This is a genomic window from Bacteroides sp. MSK.18.37, from assembly GCF_019129155.2.
Lineage (GTDB): Bacteria > Bacteroidota > Bacteroidia > Bacteroidales > Bacteroidaceae > Bacteroides > Bacteroides ovatus.
The window spans coordinates 2,616,418-2,639,644 of the sequence record NZ_JAHOIB020000001.1 but is presented as its reverse complement, the minus strand read 5'-3'; the positions used below and the strand labels follow the sequence as shown (position 1 = coordinate 2,639,644).

Here is a 23,227-nt window from a genome sequence, read left to right as displayed (position 1 = left end):
CGGGAAATTGATTATATAGACGCAAATATTTAGTTCTTAAAATAACCAAGATGCCAAACTTGTCATTATCTTTGCGCCGTCAATTAAACTCTTAATTTGTATAGTGTTATGAGAGCTAAAAAGTTTGTATGCTGCTTGCTGGCTATGCTGCTGTTCGCCGGTGTTTCGTTTATCTCCTGCGGTAATAGTTCCAAGGCAAAAGCCGATAGTGAACTGACTACGCAAGACGGTGAAGATTTCAAATCATTTCTGGATAAATTTACTTCCAGTGCAGCCTTCCAGTATACTCGTGTCAAGTTCCCATTAAAGACCCCGATTACTTTATTGGCAGATGACGGCGAAACCGAAAAGACGTTCCCTTTCACTAAGGAAAAATGGCCGTTGCTGGATAGCGAAACCATGAAGGAAGAACGTATCACCCAGGAAGAAGGGGGAATCTATGTCTCCAAGTTTACGCTGAATGAACCGAAACACAAAATCTTTGAAGCGGGCTATGAAGAGTCCGAAGTGGATTTGCGTGTCGAGTTCGAATTGCAGGCTGACGGGAAATGGTATGTGGTGGATTGCTATACAGGCTGGTATGGATATGACTTGCCGATTGGGGAGTTAAAACAGACTATTCAGAATGTGAAAGAAGAAAATGCCGCATTCAAAGAAATACATCCGTAGAGATAAGTATCAATATCAAGTATTAAGTATCAAGTATTAGCCAGTCATTTAATACTTAATACTTGATACTTAATACTTATTATTAGGGTTCTCCTACATAATATCCTAGTTCGGATTCTTTTCCGTCTACCATTTCCCTGACAATGCCGTTTTTAGTGTTGAAATCCTGATAGAGTTCTTCATAATCACGTGTATAATCTGCGTCGGGGACTACGTTAACATCAAATTTTAGTTCTGCTTTTCCATTTGGGAGCATATTGCCGAAAATCCGGATGCGGTGAACAACTTCGCCTACATTCTTGATGCTGTTGTAGGTTGCTTTGAATTGCCTGATACCGTCTTCGGGAATGATGATATGCGAACTTTTATCCAGAATGATACAGCCACAGGAAGGTTGCATTTCTGAAATGATTAACGGAGCGTCTCCCGTGTTGGTGATGGTAAACATGATATCGAGTTGCTGACCTTGCTTGATAGGGTAATAGTGTCTGACGGAATCTTTTATCGTCATGCTGGTGGGACGTACTTCCTTTCTGCACCCTGTAAAGTAGAGCGGAAGTGCCGTCAGTAGTAAAATATAGAATATAGATTTATTCATTGTTGCCATTTATTTTTGTTATATCACTTTTTCAGCATTTAAGGGATGAATGCAATTTCATCGATACCCATTTGCGTTCCCGGCTTCTTTAAACAACTGATTTTTATGCTTAATTGTTCTGTTCCGTTCAAGTCTGCCGGAACGGTGGCTTTCATCATTTCTCCTTTTTCTGGGGAGTCTTCCGGTTTTAAGTCTATTGTTTTATAGGCTACTCCGTCTTTCAACAGTTGAACTTGCTGTGGAGCATAGATGCGATGGCGGGGAAGATTCAAAAAACTGATATAGAATGTTCCTGATGCATTGAGTCCTTTAACCGGCAGGTTGATGGTACATTCTTCTCCCGGAATGATAACCCAACCGCAATGATAGTCTCCGGGTAAACCGTGAGTGCCATCGGTCAGTTTCTTTGAATCATTTTTATTTAGTTTAGGGGTTGCGGAAGGATGCATTCCCAGAAACAAACTTTTCTTTATGTCGGAAGCAAGTATATATTGTTCCCATTCCTTTATATAATAGTCAATCTCATAAGCTGACTCATTATAATATCCCATTCCGGCAAATGCTTGATGCTCTTTGAGCTGGGTGACCCATTTACGAGCTTGGGGAAGCGGTTGAATATCCTTTCCATTCCGCTTGGCATATCCGTAAGCGTCGAAACTGTGGTCACGTGCTAATTCCATGCGCGTGAAAGACAAGGCGGTCTGGAGCTCGTGCAGCTTTTTGCGCTCTTTCCCTTTTGCTTCGGATACAAAATCTCCCATTTCATCATAGAATTTGATAAACTTCTCCGGATAGAGGAATCCTTTTTCCGATTCTCTGATACCGGCGTAAAGTCCGAGCCGCTTTCCGGATTGGGCGTTGTTTTCTAGCTCTGTGTAGTAATCGTACAGCCATTTTTTGGATACCGGGTATTCCTGATTGAAATAGCTTTTAATTAACTCATCAACCGGAAGCTCCGGGTTGATAAGAAGGGCTGATAATACAAAAGTCCTCATTTCATCGAAGGAAGAATAGCTGTAACCGCTTCCGTTGAAAAATATGCCGCTGGCTCCGTGTTGTTTGAAAAGTTGGAGTCTTTGCTGGGCTATCTTTAATATGGGGAAAGGAGTGAGGTAGTCGTCGAAGTTGTTGATATAGTCCCATATATAGATGTTGTTCGTTACTTTCTTCCAGTTGTCGAGTTGTTCCGCAAATTTCTTGTCTTGCTCGTCCTTGCCGTCTGTCCGGCGGAGCGGGTAGTCGATAGCGCTGACAATTACCCCGACGTTAGGCGGGAGCTGCTTGTCTGTGACTTGTTGCGTAGTCAGGTAGGAAGTCGTAAAGAACGTGTGTTTGGGAAAACGCTGCGACAGGCGGAGGATCAGTTCCGTAACGGCGGGAGTTGCGTTCTTCTCTGTATTTCCCAATGCGGTGCAGGTGGCACACGTACAGGCGTACGGAGTATCATCCGGTGCGATTACAAAACGGAAATTCCCCTTTTCACCGAAGTTATCTACGATGTAACTTTCTATCTGGCGATACATATCCTCGGAAGAGAAACACAGTTGTGAGTCATCTGTCTTCCCGTGAATGGTGGCATATACTTTCTCTGCATCTTTTCCCAAGACTTTTCGCAGGTTGTGTCCCCATATTCCCCAGCTGTCATCAAAGTTGTTCAGGCCGATAACGCCTGTATGATCGGCGTTCAGGCCGTATGGAGAATAAATACTTTGATAGTCAAATGCAAAAGCTCCGCAAGTATCGTTGAGATTGATAAGGGCGGGAGGAAGATCCGAACCGTCTATACGCGGGTCTTCTTTGCTGATCTTCTTTATCAGTTGGTATTGCAGCCATAACATTTGTTTGTCGTCACTTGCGGTCAGTCTGATATCAGAGCCTTTGCAGGCTACTTTGAATCCTCTCTGCAATGTTGGGTCTATCTGTATGATGATGCGCCACATGTCCATTTCGGAAACGCCAAAAGCTACTATTTCATCGTCGTTTGCACGCTTCTTGAGATGTTCGTACAGGTATTTCGCCCACCGGGTGTCTCTGTCGGTCGGATCCTCACCAATGGTGACGAGATACCCTTCTTTAGATGGGAACATCTCCGTGCGTGCCTGCATACGGCAGCCGGATAAAAGGCAGCAAATACATATCATTCCTGCCAATACAGGGCCAAGCGTATCAGAATGAAATATAAACTTGTGCATAGATGTTATATAAGTTTTTATAGCGTGTCGATATGGATTCTATCTGGTTGGACGGACTTGTCCCTCGCACCGTATTGGTTTGGTTATAATAGGTGTTCCAAGTGCCCATCAAGCCTATGGTAATGTTGGGACTGACCATATACTGACCTCCCAATCCCACCATGGTATTGGTGTGAGAGAAAGAGCCGGGCAGCGCATAGTCCAGTACGGCCGTTTCCGGTGCCGATCCGATGCTTGCCATGGCGTTGATATTTGTCTTTGTATCGCTCGCCGGGAAGTATTTGGCGCCAATCTGCGCATTGTAATAGAAGTTAGAGTTGAAGAAGTGCATATCGATCTTCGTGTTGAGACGAACCACTTCAATGGTCTTGGCTAATTCTCCGCCTACAGTGAGTAGGTTAGTCTTTGACTCATTCCAACCCGTAAACAGATAGCCATTGTCTCCGGTGCCACCTGCAAAGAATTCATCGTTCCATTCATAACGCTTTGTGTAGGCGGCTACCCGTCTATAACCCACATGCGCACCTATTTCCCAATCATTCTTGAGATAATGCCGTAAAGCGACATCAGCCGTTATGTCCGGGAAGTATTTGGTCGCAAAGGCTGCATTGGCCGTGAGGCTCCACTTCGGTGAGAAGTGATGCGTCCACTCACCTTGTACCTGAATGCCGACTCCTCCCGGTGTCTGCTCTTCCGCTTCCATGCTGTCGCTTGCCGAGCCACTTCGCCCTGCATAGTTGAGACGTCCTGTATAGCTGTTCTTCTGGCCTTTTCGGGTATATTCGGCTGTTGCAACAGAGGTAATGATATCTTCTTCTCCGTAGCGTGCACGGAGATAGGTCAAAGCAATCTCATTCTTGAGCATCATGCTTCTAAGGCCCGATAAATGTCGTTGGAAAGAGCGATATTCCATGATGGATGGCTCGTAGTACTTTTGGTAATAATAGGCTGAATCCGCTTGACGGTTGGCTTCATATACCACTCCCTTAGTGTACTTCAATGATTTGTTCTGACTGTCATAAAGCAAAGCTGTATCAAGAACAGCGAGAGCCTTTTCCGGTTCTTTGGCCTTTGTCAGTTGCAGGGCACGGTATTCACTGCTCTGTGAGAATGCGCCTATAATCTCTTTGTTGCTCGGGTATTTGTTGAGTATCGGCTTCAGGAATTCCAAAGAAGCTTCGTATCTCTTGTCACGTTCAAGCACGGTAGCTCTTTTAGCCTGATAGAATGGTTCTTCAGGATAATAATTGATTCCTTGTGCTGTATATTTCTCGAATTCATCGTATTTTCCGAGTAAACCGGACGAATTGATGGCATACCGTAATCCGAGATCGCTTGATGGATTCAGGCTAATTAGCTTAACAGATTCCTCGTATGCTTTCTTCGTAGCTCCGGCTTCCATACATTTCTTGATGTACGGCACTGCTAGTTCCTCGTACCCGATAACATAGAAAATGCGCATATCTTCATCACTCTGCTCGATGGCAGATAGATACAGTTGCAAAGCCTCTTCGGTTTTATCCATTTTATCGAGAATAAATGCCCTTTTCAACGTGCCGTTTTCGTAATCAGGGAAGTGAAGAGTGATGGTGTCCAATGTTGCAAGTGCTTCATTGTAACGTTTCATATTGATATAGCAACTCAAGGCTTTTTCCCATGCGGCACCGTTCACTTCATTGTCGTCTACATGTTTTTGAGAAACGAACAATACGTGCGGCAATGCTTCTGCGTACAGACCAAGTTCCATCAGTTTTTCAGCTTTCTTCATGTGTTGTGCGCTCATGGCAAGCGTAATATCATAATCATCAGGATACATCTCATACATCTTTTTCAGCGTTGAATAGGCAAGATCATCCTCATTCATCTGGCGATAAAGCATATATTCTTTATAAAGAATTCCTTTATCATTGTTGCCATATTGTTTTTTAGCTTCTCTGATATAGAAGAGTGCGTCATCGGTATATCCCCGGGTGACGGAAGTGTTCAGCAGGTAGTCTAATGCTTCCTTGTTCTTATTACCTCCTTCGTAGGCCATGCCATATAATACATAAGGATCCCGCTGCTTCTCTGCTCGGGCAGCCTCCATTAACAGGTCGTTATACATACGCCGTATGGCAGGGCTGTTGTTTCTTCGCATTTGCTCGCGTATAAACACCAGAGCTTCCGGATAACGTGCCAATTCACTAAGGATACTCGCCCTTTTGACGATAAGCGCACCGCTTCCCGGTATGGCAGCCAAACCGTTGGATGACCAGCCTAGAGCAGCTTCCCGGTTTCCTTCCTGTAAATGCAGGTTAATGATGTCCAGATAATATTCTTCGTTTTGAGGAGATACTTTGATGAGCTCCGTCAGCTTTTCGATAGCCTCTTTTCGGTTACCACCTTTTTTCATTTGCTGGTAGCCTACCTCCATGCTGTAGATATAATCCTTCCTTAGAATCGTATCGTTCGGGTAAATCTGATTGATTCGTTTCAACAGACGATCTGCTTCCACATCGTTGTTCTGCTTGCGGTACAGTTCAATCTTTCTTCGCCATAAACCTCTCCAATACGGATTCACTTCCAGCAACTCATTAACGTAACAAATAGCACTGGAATAATTCTCGGTGATATCTTCTACATCTACCAGCAGATGTTTGGCATTGACGTTGTTGTAATTGTCATCTATCGCTTTGACAAGATGATAACGCGACTGGTCATAGTTCTTTTCGTGGAACCAGTATTTTCCCATGAGCCATTCAAGGTCAGAAACATTCGGGTATTTCTGAAGGCCCTCCTCCAACAGCTCTTTCCCTGCTTCCCATTCCTCGTTCGCAAAATGCTCCTGTACAATCTGGGCATATTGCTCCGGTGTCTGGAATCCGTTGTCGGTCCCGGAGGAAGAGGTTATCAGTAAAAACAGACAACCTAATATGGTGATCTTATGGAGAAATTCTCTGTTCATTCTATCTTGTCTTTAATCTTTCTTTCTTGTTTAAATCGTAGCAGGTTCGGGCTTCATTGCCGTTATATCAGTACCGTCTGCACTTTCTTCTTTCTGCTTGAATCCCTTACGTTCCATGTTCTTCCACTTGAAGTCTCTATTGGTCAGATAACTGAGGTATCCTCTCAATGAACAGAAAGTGATGATGGGATGATAGAAGATAGGCTCTAATATGGACGCAATGATAATCCACAGGTATTCATATCCTCTTTTATATAGCATCCCGACATAGTAGTCGTAGGTAATAACAACGATGGAAAGGAACTGGCAGAACGTATAGATCGTCAGGTAAATCATCCATGCCGTGTTCCAGTTGACTGCTCCTGTAAAGGCCAGATAGATAAATACTATCAAACCGACGAGCTCGATGATCGGCGCCAGAAACTCAAAAACGAACATATAAGGCAGAGTTAACAGTCCCATCTGTTTATACGTCTTTTTGAAAATCATCTTACGATGGATATTAAGTGTCTGGAACAATCCCCGTGCCCAACGGGTACGTTGCCGGTAAAGCATTGCCAGGTTGGGAGGTCCTTCCGTCCAACAACAAGTATCAGGAATCTGTACGATCTTATAAGGACGGGAGAAGTCGCACATATATCCTACCATGCGGGTGATGAGGTCCATGTCTTCGGCAAAAGAGGGGGCATCGTATCCTCCGGCTGCAATCGCTACCGAACGGTCGAAAAGACCGAATCCACCGGAAACATTCGGCATACCATTGATTGCGGACCATCCCATCTTACCAATCAGATAGGAACGCATGTATTCCAGATTCTGGAAAAGTGGAATCGGTGTACGGGGAGTTCTAACGTCTATGATTTGTCCGTCTTTCACGACGCATCCGTTAGCCATCAACATCGTTCCGCTGACTGCAATTACTTGTTTTTCTGAAGATATAATGGGCGAGATACAACGATAAAGAGCATACTTTTCCAAAATGCAATCCACATCCGTGCAGATAAAATAAGGATGAGAAGCAACGTTGATACCCGCATTGGATGCATCCGCTTTAGTTCCTCCATTTTCTTTGTCTACAACGATGAGTCGGCTGTATTTCGGGTTGGAGGATTTGAGGAGTCTTCGGAACGGTCTGGTTTTGATTCGCTCGATATAAGCATAGGGCACTTCTACCAGTTCATAATATTCGGTCATCTTTTCCAATGTACTGTCCGTACTTCCATCATTTACAATAACCACCTCGAAAAGCGGATATTCCAATGCAAGCATGGAGTTCACATTATCAATGATTGTCTTTTCTTCATTGAAGGCAGGAGCAATTACCGAAATGCCCGGTGTATAGGGGGATTCCTTGATTGTTTTCCGCATATAGCTTTCCACATAGTAATCCTTTCTCCGTTTTAGAGAAATGAAAGAGAGGAAGGCGAATGTGACGAAGAATATCGCCAGCATGCTCGTATAAAAGAATACGAAATAATTGAAGAATGTAAATATTATATCTCTCATGTTCTCTAGTTTAACTGGTTGATTAACGGATGCTTGGTGTGGGCAAACAATATAGCTGTGTGGGAATCTGCTTTTCTTTCCAATTGATCGAATGTTTTCCTTCCCATTGCACTATACTCATAGAGGGCTTTGAGTATGACTCTCTTGGTTCCCCAGTTATCTGCTTCATCATAAGCATTGTAAAGAAATCCTAAAGCCTTATCGGTCTTTAGATCCGCAATAGCCGAAATGATTTGTCGTTTGACTTCTTCCGGTTGTACATTATACATTTCAATCAGCTTAGGTTCAACCTCTTTGTATTTTAGTTTACCTAAAGTCTTGATCGCTTCACCTCGTATTTCCACAGAACGGGCATTGAGTTGCTTCGCGAGAATTGGGGCACTTTCGGTTTCATTATATAGCCGGATTTCGTTGATAAAGAATATCTTAACGTTTTCTTCAGCTGAAGTATTCACCCATTTAATAAAGGTGGGTGTGTTATATCCCACTTTCTTACGGTGCTCCAAGATAGCGTGTAACTCCATCATGTCCCATTGCCTTAACTTCATGCCGATGTCTTCGTCGAAGAAGCGGAACGGGTCACCCTGGCTTAACCACATATAAGTATAGCGTGCCGAGTTTCTTAGTTCTAGTTCACGATGATAGAGGAAACGCACCAATACCGCTTCAGAGGCATAGCCATTGATGGACTGAATAAGTTTCAGAGCTTGTATCTTTGATCTTTTGGAACCGAATTGAAGTTCGCGTTCAAGGAAACGTGTGATTTGGAATACGGTTTGAATCGTTTGATAGTTTAGTTCATTGATCTCATCTTCATGCACACTCTTGATTTCTGTTAATAGTTGAGTGATAATGCGTAACTCGTTAGGTTTCGGGCGCTTTTTCGTATCATATTCTAATCTGTCAGCTATCTCTTCTTCACTCAATGTGTTGGAATCTAGTGAGATAGATTTCATTTCTTCATAATACTTATCAAATGCTTTATTGTATTTCCGCTTCTCTTTTCGCCTTTTAAATATACCATATATAATATGGAATAGGAGAAATAAGTACGCAATAATACAAAACATTACAGCAATTGAGCATATTCTTATGATTAAAGGATAGCCAATAAACTTGTAATATATCCAATAGAAATAATATTCTATGTAATCTATACCATACAGTACTTGATCCATTTCCCTTGATATATTTATATATAGAACTTGTATATTCGGAATAAAAGTTCTATATTTGTTGTATTGAATGTTCTGTCTAATGCAAATATACGAAATAACTTGTATATATTATCCATTGTTCATGAACAGGCTTTTTGAGCCCTATTTTAGCTCTTGTGATTATTCTCGATGGAAAGGATTGAAATTACAAATAAAGGCAAGCAAAAAGCTATTAGGCGTTAAATATATTTTTGATAAGTTAACAAATGGAGCCTGAAAATAAGTGTGATAAGCCAGGTTCTCATGCGAAACAAAAACAAACAATAAATTTAAAAATTAAATTAAGATGAAAATTAAAAGTTTGATGTATGTCCTTATGGGGACAATGTTGGTTACTACTTCCTGCTCTGATAATGAGTTGGAAAAAGGTAACGATGGTTCGGGAACTGTTGACCCGGTAAATGCTTCTACACTTGTGAATGTATATTCCGATAAAAGTGGTTCTGAAGCGAGTCTGCTTGTGGGAGATGTATTAGTGAAAGATTCCCGTACTCTTACGTTGAATGTTCCTGCTGCTTGCGAGAAAGTGTATATGAAATACAATACAGTTTCGGGAACAGAGGCTACAAAAGAATTTGCTTTGTCTCCTGTTAGTCGTGGTGTAGATCAGAGTACTGGTTTCAATTTTGAAACAAACCGTCTGGCATCGGTAACTCTTGCGCTTCCTGAAGATGCAGTGCAGCCGACAAATGAAACGGACCAAGGCTATCTTTTCTATCATAACACAGGTGTGGTGATGTTCGAAGATGGTTGGCCTATTCAACTGGATTCATGGTATGATGAAGATTTCAACGATGTTGTATTCGAGTATGACTTGAAGGTGACTGAATGTCATAGTCAACAGATGATGGAGACTGTAGGAGGTAAAGAAGAATTGTTGTTGACTTTGGATGTTCGTGCTGTAGGTGGTATATACCCGACTGTGTTAGGTGTTGTACTGGATGGTTTGAAAAGCGAGTATGTTGATCGGATTACTGCAAGCCTTATACTAAAAGGTGGTCAGGGAACAATGACAGACTTAGCTAAAGAGGAACTTTCTACAAAAAATATAGTGAAAGTTGAAAATAAAAATTGGAGTTGGAGTAATGATACTCGCAAAGAACCGCGTTTCGCAATATTGACAGTGGATAAAGCACAAGCGGAAGGAACTGTTATTACACTGGATGGTTTAACTTCTTTGATGGATAATAATCAGGATATGTTTCAGGTAACACAAGGAAAAGTAAGAGAAGGACTACCTATGTTGCGTGCTGAAGTTAGACTGATTGGTAAAGAAGGATTAACTGGAGCTGAAAGAGATGCTCAGCTTGCAGCATTTAGAGAGTTGATTTTAGATACTAATAGACAGAATTTCTTTATTAAGGTGAACGGTGGTAAAGAAATACACATGAGGGGTTATGCACCGACTTCTGCTTACAAAGCAGAATATGAAGCATTGGTTGCGGGTGACACTACACTGGATGCAAATGTTTATTATTCAAATACCAAAGGTTCCACTTGGGGAGTTAAACTTCCGGTTGGCACACGTCATGCTTATGAACGTGTACCATTTAGAGAAGCATATCCTGATTTTACTAAATGGGTAGATAGTAAGGGTGTTTCAAACCAGAAATGGTATGAGAACTTTGTTGATGAAAAAACTATAAGATATTGGTAATGCAAATTATCAGTCAATACGTTATTTGAGTTATTTTGTACAATTTGAACCCCTCTTTTTTCGAAAAGAGGGGTTTCTTTGTATTCGGAAGAATAATCTTTAAACTAATACCGTAATGACGAAGCGATTTTTTATAGGCTACAGTTTGATTACTTTTTTTCTCTTAAATAGTGTGGTGCTTTTGGCACAGCACAAAGCTTCTTTTGTGCAGCAATGGAAAATAGAAGATGCATCCCATGCTTTGCAAATAATAGAAAGTGCAGATACATTAGAATTGATAGTTCCGGACGGACTGACTATGTGGTATCGGCAACGATTGACGGGCGATTATGAAATAAGTTATCGTATTTGTATGGTGATGCAAGGTGGAAAGTATGACCGCTTGAGTGATCTGAACTGCTTCTGGGCTGCCAATGATCCTAAATACCCTGATGATCTTTTTGCCCGTAGTCAGTGGCGTGACGGCATCTTTAAAAACTATAACACATTAAACCTTTTCTACGTTGGATACGGAGGAAATGATAACTCAACGACCCGTTTCCGTCGATACAAAGGAGAATATTATGGAGTGGCAGATGACAAGGTGAAACCTTTATTGAAAGAATATACCGATGCCTCTCATTTACTCGTCCCCAATCAATGGTATGAGATTCGGATTCGAGTGGAAAAGGGAATCACAACTTATTCTGTGAATGATGAAGAGTTGTTCCGCTATACCCTTGCGGGTAGTGAAGGTGACGGATACTTCGGTTTACGTCTTTTGCAGAATCACGTACTCTTTACAGATTTTAAAGCGACTATACTTTGACTTATATACTGAAAACCTAATAAGACTATATTTCCATGATGAAACAACCTTTTACTAAATTTGGAGTGACAACTCTGTTTTCTCTTTTGTGTTCAGCATTCCTTCATGCACAAGTTGTAACAGATGAACGGATGTTTTCTTTTGAAGAACCGCAAATACCGGATTGTATCACCGCTACCCATTCCCGCCTGTCGGTATCTGATCTGCATTATAAAGATGGAAAACATTCGTTGGAATGGACATTTGAACCGGGTGGTATATTGGAACTCAAGAAAGACCTGAAGTTTGAGAAGAAAGATCCGACCGGCAAGGATTTATATCTTTCGGCTTTTATTGTGTGGGTTTATAATGAAGTTCCCCAAGATGCGACCATTGAGTTTCAGTTTCTGAAAGACGGCAAACGATGCACATCTTTCCCTTTTGGTATTAATTTCAGTGGTTGGCGTGCCGCATGGGTTTGCTATGAACGTGATATGCAAGGCACACCGGAAGAAGGCATGAATGAACTCCGGATTATTGCTCCAAATTCAAAAGGAAGCCTTTTCATCGATCATTTGATTACGGCTACTAAAGTTGATGCACGTCAACAGACGGCCGATCTGCAAGTTCCTTTTGTCAATGCCGGGACCACCAACCATTGGCTGGTTGTCTATCAACACTCGCTTTTGAAACCGGATATTGAATTGACTCCTGTAGACGATAAGCAAAGAGCAGAAATGCAACTGTTGGAAAAGCGTTTTCGTGATATGATCTACACGAAAGGAAAAACGACTGATAAAGAAGTAGAAACCATCCGCAAGAAATATGATTTCTATCAGATAACTTACAAGAACGGCCAAGTATCGGGAGTACCTATTTACATGGTACGTGCTTCAGAAGCTTATGAACGGATCATACCAAACTGGGATAAAGATATGCTGACTAAAATGGGAGTGGAAATGCGTGCTTATTTCGACCTGATGAAAAGAATTGCCGTTGCATATAATAATGCGGCAAATCCGGTGATTCGGGAAGAAATGAAGAAGAAGTTCTTAGCAATGTACGATCACATAACCGATCAGGGGGTAGCTTATGGTAGTTGTTGGGGAAATATCCATCATTATGGCTATAGTGTTCGCGGTCTGTACCTGGCATATTTTCTGATGAAAGATGTGCTTAGGGAAACCGGGAAACTTCAGGAAGCCGAACGTACGTTACGTTGGTATGCGATTACTAACGAAGTATACCCTAAACCGGAAGTTAATGGAATTGATATGGACTCTTTCAATACACAGACCACAGGACGCATTGCCAGCATTTTAATGATGGAAGATACACCGGAAAAACTACAATATCTCCGGTCTTTCTCCCGTTGGATTGATTTTGGTTGCCGTCCTGCATTGGGATTATCCGGTTCGTTTAAAGTAGACGGAGGTGCTTTCCATCATCGAAATAACTATCCGGCTTATGCTGTGGGCGGACTCGATGGAGCAACCAATATGATTTATCTTTTCAGCCGGACGGAATTTGCTGTTTCCGAGTTAGCTCATGAAACAGTGAAAAATGTACTGTTGACCATGCGTTTCTATTGCAATAAGCTGAACTTCCCTCTTTCCATGTCCGGTCGTCATCCGGATGGAAAAGGTAAACTGGTTCCTATGCATTTTGCTATGATGGCTCTAGCTGGTTCTCCCGATGGAAAGGAGGAATATGATAGTGAAATGGCTTCTTCTTACCTCCGTCTGATTTCAGACCCAAGTATTGAAAATGACTCTCCCGAATATATGCCTAAGGTTTCAAATGCTGAAGAACGTAAGGTGGCAAAACGTCTTGTGGAGAAAGGTTTCCGTCCGGAACCGGATCCGCAGGGAAATATAGCGATGGGATATGGTTGCGTCTCTGTCCAACGTCGTAGCAATTGGTCGGCTGTGGCACGCGGACATTCCCGTTATCTATGGGCGGCAGAGCATTATCTGGGAGCAAATCTATACGGTCGCTACCTGGCACACGGCAGTTTGCAAATATTGACTGCTGCACCGGGACAGACAGTAACTCCCGCCACTAGCGGCTGGCAGCAGGAAGGTTTTGACTGGAACCGTATTCCGGGAGTGACATCTATTCATTTGCCATTGGAGCAATTGCAGGCTAAGGTGCTCAATGTGGATAGTTACTCTGGAATGGAAGAGATGCTTTACTCCGACGAGGCTTTTGCCGGTGGTTTGTCTCAACAGAAGATGAATGGTAATTTCGGAATGAAGTTACATGAGCATGATAAGTACAACGGATCACATCGGGCACGTAAATCTTACCATTTCATCGATGGAATGATTGTCTGTCTTGGTTCGGATATTGAAAATACAAATACGGAGTTCCCGACAGAAACGACTATCTTCCAATTGGCAGTTACTGATAAAGCAGGGCATGATTATTGGAAAAATTATCAAGGAGATAAGAAAGTATGGGTGGACCATTTGGGAACGGGTTATTATGTTCCAACTCCCATCCGGTTTGAGAAGAACTTTCCTCAATACTCGCGAATGCAAAATACAGGAAAGGAAACAAAGGGTGATTGGGTTTCTTTGGTTGTAGATCATGGAAAGGCACCGAAAAACGGAAGTTATGAATACGCTGTTCTGCCTCAGACGAATGAAACTCTGATGAAGAAATTTGCAAAGAAGCCCACTTATAAGGTATTACAGCAAGACCGGAATGCACATATTGTAGAGTCCGTTTCCGAACAGATCATTTCTTATGTGTTGTTTGAAACTCCTGAAACGACATTGCCGGGTGGTTTATTACAACGTGTGGATACTTCCTGTCTGGTTATGATTCATAAAGGATCTGCTGATAAGATTAAGTTGACGGTGGCACAACCGGATTTAGCTTTGTATCGCGGTCCAAGCGATGAAGCGTTTGATAAAGATGGGAAACGCATCGAACGTAGTATCTATTCACGACCATGGATTGAAAATGCCAGTAGTGAAATACCTGTGACTGTAACGATAAAAGGGCAATGGAATGTAGAAGAAACTCCGTTTTGCAAGGTGATTTCTTCTGATAAGAAGCAAACAGTTTTGCAGTTCAGTTGTAAAGATGGTGCTAGCTTTGAAGTGGAGTTAAGGAGATAAAAGTCAGACAATAGGAGATCATTTGCTTTTCCTGATAGGGGAACACTAGTTTCTCTTGGAGAAACCATAGTTTCCATGCCGTTGAAACTATTGTTTCTCGGTGCTGAAACTACAGTTTCCCAATGCTGAAACTTTAGTTTCCCGGTACGAAATGTACTGTACTGGATTTAGTTGACAACTTCGCTTGTTATACCTAAGTTAGTTTACTCAATATTTTTTAAAACCTAAATAAGTTTACTTGTCCCTTTGTAATTCCTGTATAAGTTGTCATTTTAGATATTTTGCAAAATTATGTATCTTCTCTTATAAGTGCAAGACTTCGGGCTGTAAACTTTCATTAAATAACAAAAACTCTTCGCTCGGGGATCGCCCTAGCGGCAACCTTAGATTTGCAGCATCAAAATATTTATCTTTGAATTGATATTGAAAGGAAAGCAAAAGGAAAACCATCAGCGGCAATAGAAGTCAAGTCTAAGTCCCTATTCGGTCCTTTTGCTCCTTCCTTGAACTCAAACCCATATAAGAATTTCAGTAAACCTGTTTAAGGTTATTAGGTCAAGTTCAGGTCCTTTCTTTTTTGTTTAATGTTCAAAAACAAAAGTATGAAAGTTTTTTATTTAGGAGTTGATGTGAGTAAGAAAAAATTGGATTTATGTTTAAGGAGTAACGGTAAGGACATCCTTTATGATGTTATTCCTAATGATCTATCCTCTATTAAATCTTGGTTAACAAGAACGTTTGAGAAATTTTTCCTCTCTGAGGACAGTTTGGTTGTCTGTGCGGAACATACAGGGCAATATACCTATCCTTTGGTCTGTGCAACAAAAAGTATAGGAGTCTACTTATGTTTGGAAGATGCAGCTAAAATAAAATATTGTCATGGAATACCTCGTGGCAAAAATGATAAAATAGATGCCTGCCGAATAGCAATGTATGCAGAAAGATATAATGATTGCCTACAACCGTATACCGCATCAGAGCTTATAATACAAAAACTCAAAAACTTATCAACAGAACGCAGTATGCTTGTTGCAGATAGGGCTAAATATCAATCCCAGCTAAAAGATCAGGTAGACTATATGGAACACTCAATATATATTGCTAAATGCAATAGAGTTGAAGGGATTATCAATACATTTACGGATTACATAGCACAAATAGACCTTGAAATAAAAGAACTTATAAATCAGGCACCTGTCATTGCTCATCAAATGGATTTACTCATGTCTGTGGATGGAGTTGGGGAACGTGTTGCACTGAAGATGATCATGGAAACAGATGCTTTCACTTCTTTTACTGATCCCAGGAAGTTTTGCTGTCATGCAGGAGTTGTTCCGTTCGTCTATGTGTCAGGAAGTAGCCAACGTTCTAAAAATAGAGTATCTAATAGGGCTGACAAGAGCATCAAGCATTTGCTACATATGGCGGCACTATCTGTTTCACAAGTGAAAAATAGTCCATTGAAGAAATATTATGACAGAAAGGTCGAAGAGGGAAAAAATAAGATGTCGGTTCTGAATGCAGTTAGAGCGAAATTAGTTACGATTATGTTCGCTGTAATTAGGACGGATGCTTTTTTTTCGAGAAATTATCAAAATTCGCTTGCGTAATCCATAAGAATAGGGGCGGGAGCACCCGTCCCGACGAGCGGGACTTCAACTACCTTTCCCCTGCCGTTACGAATATATTCCATCGGTGTTTTCATTTGTATGCCTTGATGGGGTCGAAGATAATTGTATGCATATATGGCATCGGCTATACGTTTATCCAACTGTTCAAAGCTATCATCTTCGCAGTCAAACAGCCACCCATTCTTGATCGTGTTATTCATCCGTTCAGCCAGGGCATTATGTAGCGGATCTCCACACTGAGTCATACTAATATTGATATGATGTTTCTTGAGCATGCCCACATACAGTTTTGAGCAGTATTGCACTCCCCGGTCAGAATGGTGTATGAGACTACTCAAATCAACATTGTATCTGTTGTAAAAGTCCATAGCCATCCTAAGTGCCTTTAAGGGACCTTCCGCTTCAAGTGTTTTGCACAGTGCATATCCGACTATGGCCCGACTGCCCGCATCGGTAAGAAGAGACAGGTAAGCCCATCCCTGGCACGTGGCAACATAGGTTATGTCCGCTACAACCATTGAACCGAATGTGTCAGCTACAAATTTAGGAGTGACATTCAGCAAGTCCGGATAAATGTAATAATTATGATTGGAATTTGTTGTCTTTGGTCTCACATGCCTGACACGTTGACACAGGCCATTAGCACGAAAAATATTATAGCATTGATCACGCCCAATGACCATCCTGACACCAAACTTGCGGAGGCAGCATGCATAGAGTTCACGCATACCAGCCTTAGGCATAAGTTTACGTAACTCATTACAATACAGCACAATGCTTGATGTGAGGATGTCTATTTCCTTTTTTCTGTTGACATGCTTATAATAACCTTGTCTGGTTATGCCGAAGTAATCACAGAGGAACTGCAGACTGCCGCGCATATGACGGGCAGAGTTCCCCTGTGACAAGGTGTCGATTACTTGGCATCGGAGTTTTTTCGAACCTTGATGTGATAGGTGGACTCCGCAAGATTAATCAATTCCTCACAAGCTTCATGACGAAGACTTTCCTCCTGAAGGGCACGCTGAAGTTTGCGGTTTTCGGCACGCAATGCAGCGAGTTCTTTTTCCAGTTCATTGAGAGACTCATCAGAGGCTTTGCTTAAAGAGGGCTGTTCTGTATTCATAACTTTATCATTTATATGATACTTTTCGAGCCAAAGAATCAGCAGACGTCGGCAAATACCGGTACGCTTAGCAAACTGATACTTCGTTTCGGAAGTCGATAAATACTCACGAATATAAGACATTCGTTCAGATTCTGTGTAAGGAGTGTACTTCTTTTTTAATTCTTCCATGTGAATTTCGAATTTGAGAAGTGTCAACTTATTCAGTACACTACAAAACCTTTGGTTTCAAGCCTTGAAACTAAAAGTTTCCCCACGAGAAACAAAGGTAATGCATTCATGAAATAAATAGGATTGCCTGGAGCTTCCAGAGTGAATACCTCCGCGTTGTGAAATGTAGTTTATCTGTTTCTGGTGACAGCATTATTGTTGTCACACTGCTGTCACCTATTGCTGTCACGGTGTTAATTGTTAATAATCAAACCGTTAAGCAGCAATCGGTGACAGGTGACAGATATATAATTAAAATAATTGTATAGAGAGGTTAGAACATAAACATGGCAACGGCAACAATACGGTTGTTACATACGGCATGGGTATCTTGAATTTTCCCATTGGACGTATTGAGCGAACCATACCATGCAGAGCTTAATGTATATTCCAACCCGAATTTCCAGTGGGGGACATTGTAGGTCAGTTCTGCTCCTGCCGTAACTAATTGGTTAAGGTCTGTTCCTGTTCCATAAAGTTTTGCATCATTTCCTTTGGGAGCATATAGTGCATCACTTGTTCCCAGATTCTTGGCATAGCCTACGAAGATTCCCGGCTTCCATTTCTGTCCGTAGACAACGTTGAACCAAGAGCTGGAGAAACGTATCGGAGTATATTCTTGTTCTCCCGTTTGTTCGTTGACAGACTTGATCCCGAATCCACCCAAACCGGAAGCTTGTGTCAGATTGGATCCTAATACACTCTTCGCAGCGATGAACCAGTCTTTGTTGGTGTATTTCACATGAGCTTCGTATGAAAGAGTTGTGATGCGTTCGTCTACCTTGTATTTATCTGTATTTACTATAGACTCCGTACGTGGTTTCAATGATAACAACTCAATGCCTACGCCGGCCAGCAAACCGCCATTCTTATAATCAGCTCCGACATAAAATTCGGGAATACAGCTTTGCTTCAGATACTTATGTGTTTTCCCTTCCGGTCCTTGTGAAGTATATTGTGATTGCCACACTGCGGCTCCGGTAAGTTGGAAATTCTTGTTTGTATAGCGATAACGAATTTGTGGCGCACGGCTGAAGGGCTGAAACGGTGCTCCTACGGAGAGATTAAGAATCTGCGGAGACACATCTCCGAATAAGGGATGCCAGTTCTGTCCGAGTAATAAAGTTGATTTTCCCCAATCCAGATTCAAATAAGCATGACGAAGGCGAATGACCGAATAAGAAGTGCCTGTGCCGCGGAAGTCGACTTCTACTTTGGCAGATGTCTTGGCTGTTCCCAGTTTTGGACCGGCAACGTCTACTCCAAGGCGCGAATATAAAGTATAGAAGTTACTGTTGGGTGTTGAGTTCAAATCGTTCCCCTCCGGATCACGCACTTTGTCTTTTGGATACATATAAAACAATCCGTCTACGGTTTCTTCGTTAGCACGACTATTATAATAGAAGTCAGTACGAATCTGTCCATAGAATTTGAACTTGAAATCCTGCATTTGTGCGAAACTGCCTGATACGGTTATCAGACAAAGAAAGATTAGAATGTATTTTTTCATAATGTGCATGTTTGTAAACGGGCGCAAAATTACGTAAAATTACTGGTTATCAGTTCATCGTTGATTAAAAAAGACAAGGATTGCCTGATTATATTTGTTGAGACTTGTGCTTTTATGAATTGCTTTCAGTAATTTTCTGTCTGCTTGCGGCATTAAATATTCCCAGAAAGTTTTCATTTTGTTCAGAAGTTGTTCGTCTCCTCCTTCCAACTGTTCTGCATATTGATTGTATACGCATTTGTGCATAGATTGCAATTTTTCTCTCATTTCATCGAACTCGAGTGCACGGTTTTGTCTATACTCCAAAGCTAATGCCGGGTTGGCAAGTAATCCCCGTCCTATCATCATTCCGGCTAGTCCGGGAAACTGTTCCTGAATGCGGTGAATATCTTCTACACTATTGATATCTCCATTATAGATGAGCGGATGCTTGCAGGCATTCTGAAAAGCCTCAAACGCTTTAAGGTCAACTTCTCCTTTGTATTGCTGTTTTCCCAAGCGGGGGTGCATAACCACTTGTCGCAAGGGTAGCTCATTGATAATCGGAGCCAGTTTCAGACATTCTTCCGGATCTTCCCAGCCCAACCTCATTTTGATGGAGAAACTTATTTGCGGATATTCTGTAATCAGGCTAAGTAACGCCTGAACTTCTTCGGGATAAGGAAGAATGCCGGAACCATTGTGGCGTTTAGCCAGCATGGGAAAAGGACATCCCATATTGATGTCGACTTCCTTATATCCCTTTTCAATGAATAGGGATAAGATTTTTTCTGCTTTTTCAAAAGAAGGGGCTATCAGTTGGGGAATCAGATGGGCTACCTGATTATTCCCGGGTTCGATTCCTCGCACATCTCTATGGCGGAATCCGCCTTTTTCGAGTCGTACAAATGGGGTATAATAAGTATCTATACCTCCGAAGCAGGCAGCATGAGCATTACGGTAAAACACTTCGGTGTAACCTTGTAATGGGGCAAAATGAATAGGAAGAGTCTTTGGCATTATTTTTATTTTTGTGCAAAGATACAGAAAAAGTAAAAGAGAGGAACCTCGCGGTCCCTCTCTTTCTGATGTTAAATTGATTAAAGTCTGATTTTTATAAACGTTTTCTATGATTGAAGGTTAGAAAAATTGGGGGATATATTTTTATTCTACAACGTTTATAGTCAGTTCACGTACTACTTGACCACCTTGATGGACGTAGTTTGCATTGTTGGCTACGAAAGTAGCGGTATATGTACCGGCCTCTTCATAGGTATGTGAGTATATCTCCAACGATTGCGAGATATTCTTGATAGCTACACCAGCGTCAGGATCGCAGGAACCGTTAAGGAGGATGGAATTGGAGATAAGCCAAGTATCTCCTTTTGTATACCCTGCTGCTCCGCCACTGGTTACGAAATCGCTTGGCTGGCTAATTCTCCAGAAATAAGGAATATTACCGTCTACAGTAGCATATGCTATTTTATCTGCATATTCTGCGCTTTTCATCTCTTCAAGTGTGAGGTTTTTATTTCCTAATGCTTCCTTCAATTTGGTAAGATGAGTGTTGTTTTTTGAAAGATCATCTAAATTGTAGGTTACATTTAAAGCCGAGAATTCGAAGTTCTTTGCATTAATTGTGGTTGATTTTCCATTGTTGAACTCCAGATTAAGCTGTAAGCCTTTAATATGTATTACAGGCATTGTGCTGCTATTATCAAGAGGGTTGAGGCGGAAAGCAATGCTGATTTCTTTACCCAAGTAAGATATTAAAGGACAAGAATAGTCTTTAGTATCTTTGGTTGCTTTAGGAAGCTCATCTTGGCTGACAAGTTCTGTCCATTCGCAATTAGTAACTGCTTCTTTGTCTTTTTCCACATTGTTGCCACTAATTCCTTCGAATTGATCGGATATTAATATGTGAGTAGAACCTTCGATGGTTTTCGCACTACCATAGTCATATACTACGGAGAAGTTGATTTCACATTTTTCTACGTCTTCCGGTTGCATTTCAATTCTGTTCCGGTGTTTGTATTCGTGCCCTATCTCACCGCTGAAGAAACTGATAAAATCAGGGTCACCATCGAAGCTGAACGTTACAGGGTTTCCTTTCTTTACAGTCACAGTTTTGCCATCGAAGCTGACATTGCTGTCTGTCACCACACCCACTTCCATTGCTGTTTCTTCTTTTAATTCCTTGTCGCATGAAGCCAGGGATAGTCCGGCAAAAGCGATAGTCATCAAACTTTTATATATTATTTTCATGTCCTTTTCTTTTTAAAGTTATTAAGAGAATTACCAACCCGGATTATTCGTCTTGATAGCACCGTTTGATCCTATTTCATTGGCAGGAATCGGGAAATAATTGTAAGACTTCGGAATATTGAAGTAAGTATATACATTGATTCCGAATTTCCAGGATTCGTCAGCCTGTGCCTTGTCCACTTGTTCCTGCATCAGTTTGTAATAGTCTCCCCAACGGATCAGGTCGAAACGACGTGTGTACTCGAAACAGAGTTCCATTGCACGTTCGTCTTTGATCGCTTTGCGGAAGCTCTCTTCATCCAGATTTGCTGCAAGTTTTTTGATTCCTGCACGTTCTCTTACTGCATTGATACATTCATACGCCAAATCATTGGGACCATGGTTGACTTCATTTTCTGCCTCTGCAATCATTAGCAGAATGTCAGAGTAACGGAGAAGAGGGAAGTTGATGGAAGTATCGTTTTTACTCTTCTTGTCTGCTTCATATTCTCTACGATATTTGGCGGCAGCCCTGTTGCGGTTCTTATTGGCATCGTTCTTCGATTCACGATCACCGTAAGTAGACCCCGGCTCTGTTTTACCATAGCTGAAGGATTTATCCCAGTATTGTTGTTCCACTTCATCTCTTTTTCCCTTTACAAATTCACGACCGTCCACCGGAGTACCTTCTCCTGCTGACTGGGTGTAAGTGAATGGAGCAATATTCCAGTTGCAACGGTCAATGTCATCGTTTGCTTCATATAATTCCAGCAGTTTAGGAGTATTCCAGATAAAAGCGTATGCATAGCCCGGATCACCTTTACCAGTGATGGATGCTTTGGAAGAAAGGTCCTTACCCTGAATGCCGATAATATTACCGATTCGACCTTCTGCACGTACATCCGTCGAACGGTTACCTGCAAATTCTACTTCCCAAATACTTTCATTAGCCTTGGCACCATCCTTATTGAGAGCAGTGTTATACTTATCAGAACAAATGTCGATAAAGAAGTCCCAATATTTGGCAGTTAGTGAATGACCCTCATTCTTGACTAACTGTGCATAGTAACTTGCTTTTTTGAAATATTCTGTAATCTCGGCACTAGTCGTGTTGTTAGCCAAACCCACTTCCTTGTCACGTTTAGGTTCACCGGCCCGGAACATATATACACGCGCCAACATTCCCCAAGCAGCCGATTTGGAAACACGTCCCGGTAAATAGTTCAAATCTTGAGCAGATTTGAGATCCTCGGCAGAACCATACATCTCTTTGATGATAAAATCATAAATCGTCTGTTTGTCCGTACGTGGAATGGAGAGGTTATAGGCATCTTCTGTAGAAGTAGTCTTGAAAGGTACATCTCCCCAACATTCTACTAAAGTAAAATAATAGAATGCGCGTAAGAAACGGGCTTCGGCTTTGTACTGCTTGCGGGTGTCGTCGTTCATATCGGGCACTGCATCAATATTTTCCAGAAAAATATTGGCTCTGTTGATGCCGGAGTATAGTGTGTACCATAATGCTGCAACGGCCGGATCACTTGTATTGGCATTGTTACAGATCAACCCACTTTTGTTAGGTCCGCGGTTGGCACCACCATAGTGTCCCAGATCGTCACCTCCTACAAGGTATAAGAATTCATTTCCGTAGAAGGAACTTTGTCCCAGAATGGCATAGGTTCCTGTCAGCCAAGAGGTAGCGTCCGCTTCATTTTTGAAGAAGTTTTCAGGAGTGGTGTATGTCGGGTCTTTTTCCAAGAAATCGCAGGAAGTCAGGTTAAGTCCGACAAGAAGTGATATGATGATTATTTTTATTGTTTTCATATACG

At 41.7% G+C, this 23,227-nt stretch carries 16 protein-coding genes; 5 read left to right on the top strand and 11 right to left on the bottom strand.

Translation table 11 applies throughout. The annotated features are described in order from the left end of the window. Positions 1 to 108 precede the first annotated feature (108 nt). Positions 109 to 669, top strand: coding sequence for a hypothetical protein (locus KSX81_RS10920; RefSeq protein ID WP_004298133.1), 561 nt, complete (start codon positions 109 to 111; stop codon positions 667 to 669). Positions 670 to 751: 82 nt separating this feature from the next. On the opposite strand, the gene KSX81_RS10915 is transcribed toward KSX81_RS10920, so the two are convergent. The 5 genes from KSX81_RS10915 to KSX81_RS10895 are packed head-to-tail and all read right to left on the bottom strand — an operon-like array spanning position 752 to position 9,087. Next, the gene (locus KSX81_RS10915) at positions 752 to 1,267 is read right to left on the bottom strand and encodes a DUF1573 domain-containing protein (protein ID WP_004322513.1); all 516 of its coding nucleotides are present in this window, start codon (positions 1,265 to 1,267) and stop codon (positions 752 to 754) included. A 38-nt stretch (positions 1,268 to 1,305) separates the two neighbouring features. Further along, positions 1,306 to 3,459 (bottom strand): DUF4838 domain-containing protein, encoded by a 2,154-nt coding sequence (locus KSX81_RS10910; protein WP_004313845.1) that lies wholly within the window; start codon positions 3,457 to 3,459, stop codon positions 1,306 to 1,308. After that, positions 3,434 to 6,403 carry a hypothetical protein gene (locus tag KSX81_RS10905; RefSeq protein ID WP_004298137.1) on the bottom strand — a complete coding sequence of 990 codons (2,970 nt, stop codon included), beginning with the start codon at positions 6,401 to 6,403 and terminating at the stop codon, positions 3,434 to 3,436. Before KSX81_RS10905 ends, KSX81_RS10910 begins: the two co-directional genes overlap by 26 nt. Before the next feature lie 30 nt (positions 6,404 to 6,433). Next, positions 6,434 to 7,909, bottom strand: a complete 1,476-nt coding sequence (locus tag KSX81_RS10900; protein ID WP_004298138.1) for a glycosyltransferase family 2 protein — start codon at positions 7,907 to 7,909, stop codon at positions 6,434 to 6,436. Positions 7,910 to 7,914: 5 nt separating this feature from the next. Further along, positions 7,915 to 9,087 (bottom strand): HEAT repeat domain-containing protein, encoded by a 1,173-nt coding sequence (locus KSX81_RS10895; RefSeq protein WP_004298140.1) that lies wholly within the window; start codon positions 9,085 to 9,087, stop codon positions 7,915 to 7,917. A 325-nt stretch (positions 9,088 to 9,412) separates the two neighbouring features. Between KSX81_RS10895 and KSX81_RS10890 the strand changes: the two genes are divergently transcribed. The 4 genes from KSX81_RS10890 to KSX81_RS10875 all read left to right on the top strand — a co-directional run bounded on the left by KSX81_RS10890 (position 9,413) and on the right by KSX81_RS10875 (position 16,308). Continuing rightward, complete coding sequence (locus KSX81_RS10890; RefSeq protein WP_217726084.1) at positions 9,413 to 10,783, top strand: LruC domain-containing protein; 1,371 nt, start codon at positions 9,413 to 9,415, stop codon at positions 10,781 to 10,783. 115 nt (positions 10,784 to 10,898) lie between these two features. Beyond that, complete coding sequence (locus KSX81_RS10885) at positions 10,899 to 11,591, top strand: DUF6250 domain-containing protein (protein ID WP_004322512.1); 693 nt, start codon at positions 10,899 to 10,901, stop codon at positions 11,589 to 11,591. 35 nt (positions 11,592 to 11,626) lie between these two features. Beyond that, positions 11,627 to 14,698, top strand: a complete 3,072-nt coding sequence (locus tag KSX81_RS10880) for a chondroitinase family polysaccharide lyase (protein ID WP_217726083.1) — start codon at positions 11,627 to 11,629, stop codon at positions 14,696 to 14,698. A gap of 602 nt (positions 14,699 to 15,300) precedes the next feature. Continuing rightward, entirely contained in the window at positions 15,301 to 16,308 is a 1,008-nt protein-coding gene (locus KSX81_RS10875; protein WP_004307071.1) for an IS110 family transposase, read from the top strand. Here the strand turns inward: KSX81_RS10875 and KSX81_RS10870 are convergent. The 6 genes from KSX81_RS10870 to KSX81_RS10845 form a co-directional block, all read right to left on the bottom strand. Beyond that, complete coding sequence (locus KSX81_RS10870; RefSeq protein WP_004322510.1) at positions 16,290 to 17,210, bottom strand: IS3 family transposase; 921 nt, start codon at positions 17,208 to 17,210, stop codon at positions 16,290 to 16,292. The genes KSX81_RS10875 and KSX81_RS10870 overlap by 19 nt on opposite strands. Before the next feature lie 35 nt (positions 17,211 to 17,245). After that, the gene (locus tag KSX81_RS10865; RefSeq protein ID WP_004322509.1) at positions 17,246 to 17,626 is read right to left on the bottom strand and encodes a transposase; all 381 of its coding nucleotides are present in this window, start codon (positions 17,624 to 17,626) and stop codon (positions 17,246 to 17,248) included. A 313-nt stretch (positions 17,627 to 17,939) separates the two neighbouring features. Continuing rightward, on the bottom strand, positions 17,940 to 19,175 hold the full coding sequence (locus tag KSX81_RS10860; protein WP_115484896.1) for a DcaP family trimeric outer membrane transporter: 1,236 nt from the start codon (positions 19,173 to 19,175) through the stop codon (positions 17,940 to 17,942). Between the two features lie 54 nt (positions 19,176 to 19,229). After that, positions 19,230 to 20,174, bottom strand: coding sequence for a tRNA-dihydrouridine synthase family protein (locus KSX81_RS10855; RefSeq protein ID WP_115484893.1), 945 nt, complete (start codon positions 20,172 to 20,174; stop codon positions 19,230 to 19,232). Positions 20,175 to 20,318: 144 nt separating this feature from the next. After that, positions 20,319 to 21,419, bottom strand: coding sequence for a DUF5017 domain-containing protein (locus KSX81_RS10850; RefSeq protein WP_004298363.1), 1,101 nt, complete (start codon positions 21,417 to 21,419; stop codon positions 20,319 to 20,321). Between the two features lie 30 nt (positions 21,420 to 21,449). Beyond that, the gene (locus KSX81_RS10845; protein WP_004324280.1) at positions 21,450 to 23,222 is read right to left on the bottom strand and encodes a RagB/SusD family nutrient uptake outer membrane protein; all 1,773 of its coding nucleotides are present in this window, start codon (positions 23,220 to 23,222) and stop codon (positions 21,450 to 21,452) included. Between the last annotated feature and the right edge of the window lie 5 nt (positions 23,223 to 23,227).